Annotated in this window: 8 protein-coding genes; 1 reads left to right on the top strand and 7 read right to left on the bottom strand. The window is 39.2% G+C overall.

Annotation, left to right across the window (positions count from 1 at the left end; translation table 11 throughout):
• The 3 genes from MRT15_RS12685 to MRT15_RS11585 form a co-directional block, all read right to left on the bottom strand.
• Window positions 1-113: DEAD/DEAH box helicase family protein (locus MRT15_RS12685; RefSeq protein ID WP_369684983.1), on the bottom strand; the 113-nt coding region annotated here is incomplete at its 3' end.
• Window positions 114-266, bottom strand: coding sequence for a hypothetical protein (locus MRT15_RS11590; protein ID WP_304330407.1), 153 nt, complete (start codon window positions 264-266; stop codon window positions 114-116).
• A gap of 956 nt (window positions 267-1,222) precedes the next feature.
• Entirely contained in the window at window positions 1,223-1,798 is a 576-nt protein-coding gene (locus MRT15_RS11585) for a hypothetical protein (protein ID WP_304330405.1), read from the bottom strand.
• A gap of 103 nt (window positions 1,799-1,901) precedes the next feature.
• Between MRT15_RS11585 and MRT15_RS11580 the strand changes: the two genes are divergently transcribed.
• A complete protein-coding gene (locus MRT15_RS11580) occupies window positions 1,902-2,093 on the top strand; it encodes a hypothetical protein (RefSeq protein WP_304330403.1) in 192 nt (63 codons plus the stop codon).
• Here the strand turns inward: MRT15_RS11580 and MRT15_RS11575 are convergent.
• The 4 genes from MRT15_RS11575 to MRT15_RS11560 form a co-directional block, all read right to left on the bottom strand.
• Window positions 2,083-2,271 carry a hypothetical protein gene (locus MRT15_RS11575; RefSeq protein ID WP_304330402.1) on the bottom strand — a complete coding sequence of 63 codons (189 nt, stop codon included), beginning with the start codon at window positions 2,269-2,271 and terminating at the stop codon, window positions 2,083-2,085. The genes MRT15_RS11580 and MRT15_RS11575 overlap by 11 nt on opposite strands.
• On the bottom strand, window positions 2,272-2,418 hold the full coding sequence (locus MRT15_RS11570; protein ID WP_304330400.1) for a hypothetical protein: 147 nt from the start codon (window positions 2,416-2,418) through the stop codon (window positions 2,272-2,274).
• Window positions 2,415-2,597 (bottom strand): hypothetical protein, encoded by a 183-nt coding sequence (locus MRT15_RS11565; protein ID WP_304330398.1) that lies wholly within the window; start codon window positions 2,595-2,597, stop codon window positions 2,415-2,417. The genes MRT15_RS11570 and MRT15_RS11565 overlap by 4 nt, the downstream gene beginning before the upstream one ends.
• Window positions 2,598-2,624: 27 nt before the next feature.
• A partial coding sequence (locus MRT15_RS11560; RefSeq protein WP_304330396.1) for a hypothetical protein occupies window positions 2,625-3,174 on the bottom strand: 550 nt, incomplete at its 5' end.

Genomic DNA, 3,174 nt, shown 5'->3' with positions numbered 1-3,174 from the left:
GCAATTGCAGTTTTACCGCTACCCGTAGGAGCAACGATCACACCCTTTCCCCTCTTCAAAAATATTTCAACGGCCTTCTCCTGGAAATCCCTCAATTTATATGGTAGAGGCATCTATCCTCCCCCAATAATTGCCCCCTTCATGCTTCCACACCTATCGCATTTCCAGACTACCTCAATAATCATGTATCCATTGGCTTCAATTTTTCTAATGTTCGGATGCATCCTCCCACCACACCTATGACATGGTATATCGGTGAACTCCATTTCAACCGCTAATATATTATAATGCACCGTATATTTAAAGCTTTTGGTTCAATAGAAAATAATGTTTCATGTTGAATGTATTTTGTGAGCTGTAAAATAGTCTGTGAAAATCATATATTGAGATTTATGAAATGGCGGGTGGATTATGGATGCTGTTCATGGCTCAATGTCAAATGATCTATGAAAATTGGCTTTCAAGTAGGCTTAAACCTACGTCATCAAGCAATAATGAGTGATGCAAATTGATGAGTGAAAACTGCATGATGCTCCTTGCAAGTTGTTTAATGAATGATGGAACATGAAGAATGTGAATTGACACCTGTATGGTGGAATTGATGTTTGAGTTGCAACGTTTCACATTGATGGATGTACGATGGAAAATTGAATATGGGTGGTGTTAGTTGCCTCCTGTATGATTATGGGTGATCATTGGCTTTCAGTGTTTCCACTTCATCAAGCAATGGAAATGAGTGTTGTAGCTTGGAGGATGTAAAATGTGAAAGGAAAGTTGATCTATGCCTTTTGTGAACTGGAGGTTGATGTTTGAGTCATAACATTTGAAATATGTGGAATAGCTTTTAAATAATGTTCATTGACTTTCAATGGCTAAAGCCATTTCATCAAGTAATGTGATTGTAAGTTGGAGGTTGATGAGTGCTAGATGCAATGTGTAAGCAGTGATGTGGCTTTTGGGTGTCGTTATTTGTAGAATGTGAAATGAAGAATTATTGATTTGGTGGTGTGGGATTATGTCTGAGAAATGATCATTTTAAGATGGTTGTGGCGTGATGTTAAATTATGTTTGAACAGTGACATTTGCTCCTTACGGGATGCGACGTGCAGGTTGATTGTTGATCAATGAAAACTGTTAGATGGCTTTCATGTGGGGGAAGCCCCACGTCATCAAGCATCGAACTGACTTGGCACCCCAAAAAAAAGTAGAAATGTAGGGAAATTTAAACTTTTTCTTGTGTTTCCCTTGTCTTCCTCTTCTTTGATGGCTCCTCCTCGCTTAGTATTCCAACTTCGCATGTGAATTTGCCGTATCCCTTCTTCGTCATTGACATCATTCCAAGCTCCCCTGCAACTTTCAGTAATGCCATGAATTTATCTAAGTCCTTCTCATCAACTTCGACTTCGAATTGCAGTGTGAATGTTCCATCAATATATTCGAATACTTCCAGGCTCTGCTTTACACCTGCAATTGTCCTCATATAGACAAGTGGCCGCTCAGGAATTTCAACATAGTTTACAGGGAAATATTTCTCGCCAACTTTCCTCACAATTCTCCATCCATCCCTGGCAAACCTTGTGTCAATGCCAAGATGCCTTGCAGCCCTAACCATTGCTGCTTCAAACCATATTTTCGGGATGAATGGCTTCCCATCACTGGTTCTTGGGAAAACTCTATCCAAGCTTTCATAATCGCTTGGAACCCAACCCTTAGCAAGATATCTCCTAACCTGCTCCTTCATTGCGAGCGGAGCCCTAATCCATGTTTTAGGTGTAAGTCTAATTTGTAGTATCGTCATTTTCAACACCTCAAATAAAGTAGAGGCAAACGTATATTTAAAGCTTACGTTACGACATAAAGTTTAAATAATACATAATATTATAATATTATGGTGAAACAGTATGAGTGGAAAAAAAAGAAGTGTTAAACTGCCATTGTTCAGGAAGATATACAGGCATAGAGTTGGATTATACTTGAACTTGAACAAACTCACGGATTATACTGGCTACGTCCTAATAGAGGAGTTCAATGAAGATGACAATTACATCATAATAAAAATGAAAAAACTGAGGAGTATGGAGGCTAATATTTAATTCTGCTTTTCAATTGCCATAGTTCAATCTCCATCATTTCAAACTTTCTCCGCATCTCATTTAATTCAGCTTTGAGTTTCCCGATTTCACTGAACAACATGTCCAATTGTCGTTTGATGTTGTCAACTTCATCTTCCAATTTCTTTAAATCCCCCTCAATTCTATCGAGCCTGCTCATCTACTTCACCCTCCTTATTCTCAATATGTATTCATCTTCACTGACCTTCTCCATGCTGATTAGCACTAGATCCCAGTCTGGAAACTCCTTCGGCAACGTAATTAGCCTTGCACGAACAGACTTTATAATCATTCGAGGCTTACTCACAGTTTCACCCCCCAACTCTTCAGTAAATCTACAATGTCATCAAGCCTTCTACTAATCTTCTCATAGTCTTTCTCAAGATTTGAAATTCTCTTTTCAAGCCACTGTATTCTTAGGTCAAAGGTGAATACTGATTGCGTTAGAAACTTCAATAGGTTCTCCAGTTGACTCTGCTCACTCATTGACTCTCACCTTTCAATAATTGTTGATTACACCTCACTCCAAGACTTCACAATTTCCCTCATCATCTTTTCAGGTATTAGTACTTCGCTTCCATCACTCAATCTAATGAATACTCCAACTTCATCGAGTTTAGGTCCATAATCCCTTATCTGGAAGCCCTCAGCCCTAACAACCTTCCCCTTCCCTTCCTCAACATTCAATCTCTCGGAAACTTCTCCATATGGCCTTTCAAAATAGACTTGAACGTATGGCTTATATGCCTTCACATAGCATCCTGAAACTTGAATAATCTCCACTAATGACTCACATTTCACAATTAAACTCTCCCTCCTCGATGGATTGTCAACTCGAAATTCATTTATTCCCAAACCCATGGATGCATGAAACTTCGAATGGAAATATTCACATGCTTCACTCCAGTTTGAAACATTAATTTGGAAGGTTATGCTGCCATCAGCTCCAAAGACAGGTACTGGATGCAGGCGGAGGAAGAAGCCTTCATCCTCAATTATGACGTCATAATCCTCCCTTCTAACCTTCAACTCCAAAAGAGACTTAGCCTCCTCACCCATTTTT

This window comes from Candidatus Culexarchaeum yellowstonense (genome assembly GCF_024707025.1).
Classification (GTDB): domain Archaea; phylum Thermoproteota; class Methanomethylicia; order Culexarchaeales; family Culexarchaeaceae; genus Culexarchaeum.
Note: the sequence above shows the minus strand (reverse complement) of the source record. Positions and strands in the feature narration are given on the sequence as shown.

Coding starts and splice junctions, on each gene's coding strand:
- MRT15_RS11590 (WP_304330407.1), bottom strand. CDS start 266: ATGGAGTTCACCGATATACCATGTCATAGGTGTGGTGGGAGGATGCAT.
- MRT15_RS11585 (WP_304330405.1), bottom strand. CDS start 1,798: ATGACGATACTACAAATTAGACTTACACCTAAAACATGGATTAGGGCT.
- MRT15_RS11580 (WP_304330403.1), top strand. CDS start 1,902: ATGAGTGGAAAAAAAAGAAGTGTTAAACTGCCATTGTTCAGGAAGATA.
- MRT15_RS11575 (WP_304330402.1), bottom strand. CDS start 2,271: ATGAGCAGGCTCGATAGAATTGAGGGGGATTTAAAGAAATTGGAAGAT.
- MRT15_RS11565 (WP_304330398.1), bottom strand. CDS start 2,597: ATGAGTGAGCAGAGTCAACTGGAGAACCTATTGAAGTTTCTAACGCAA.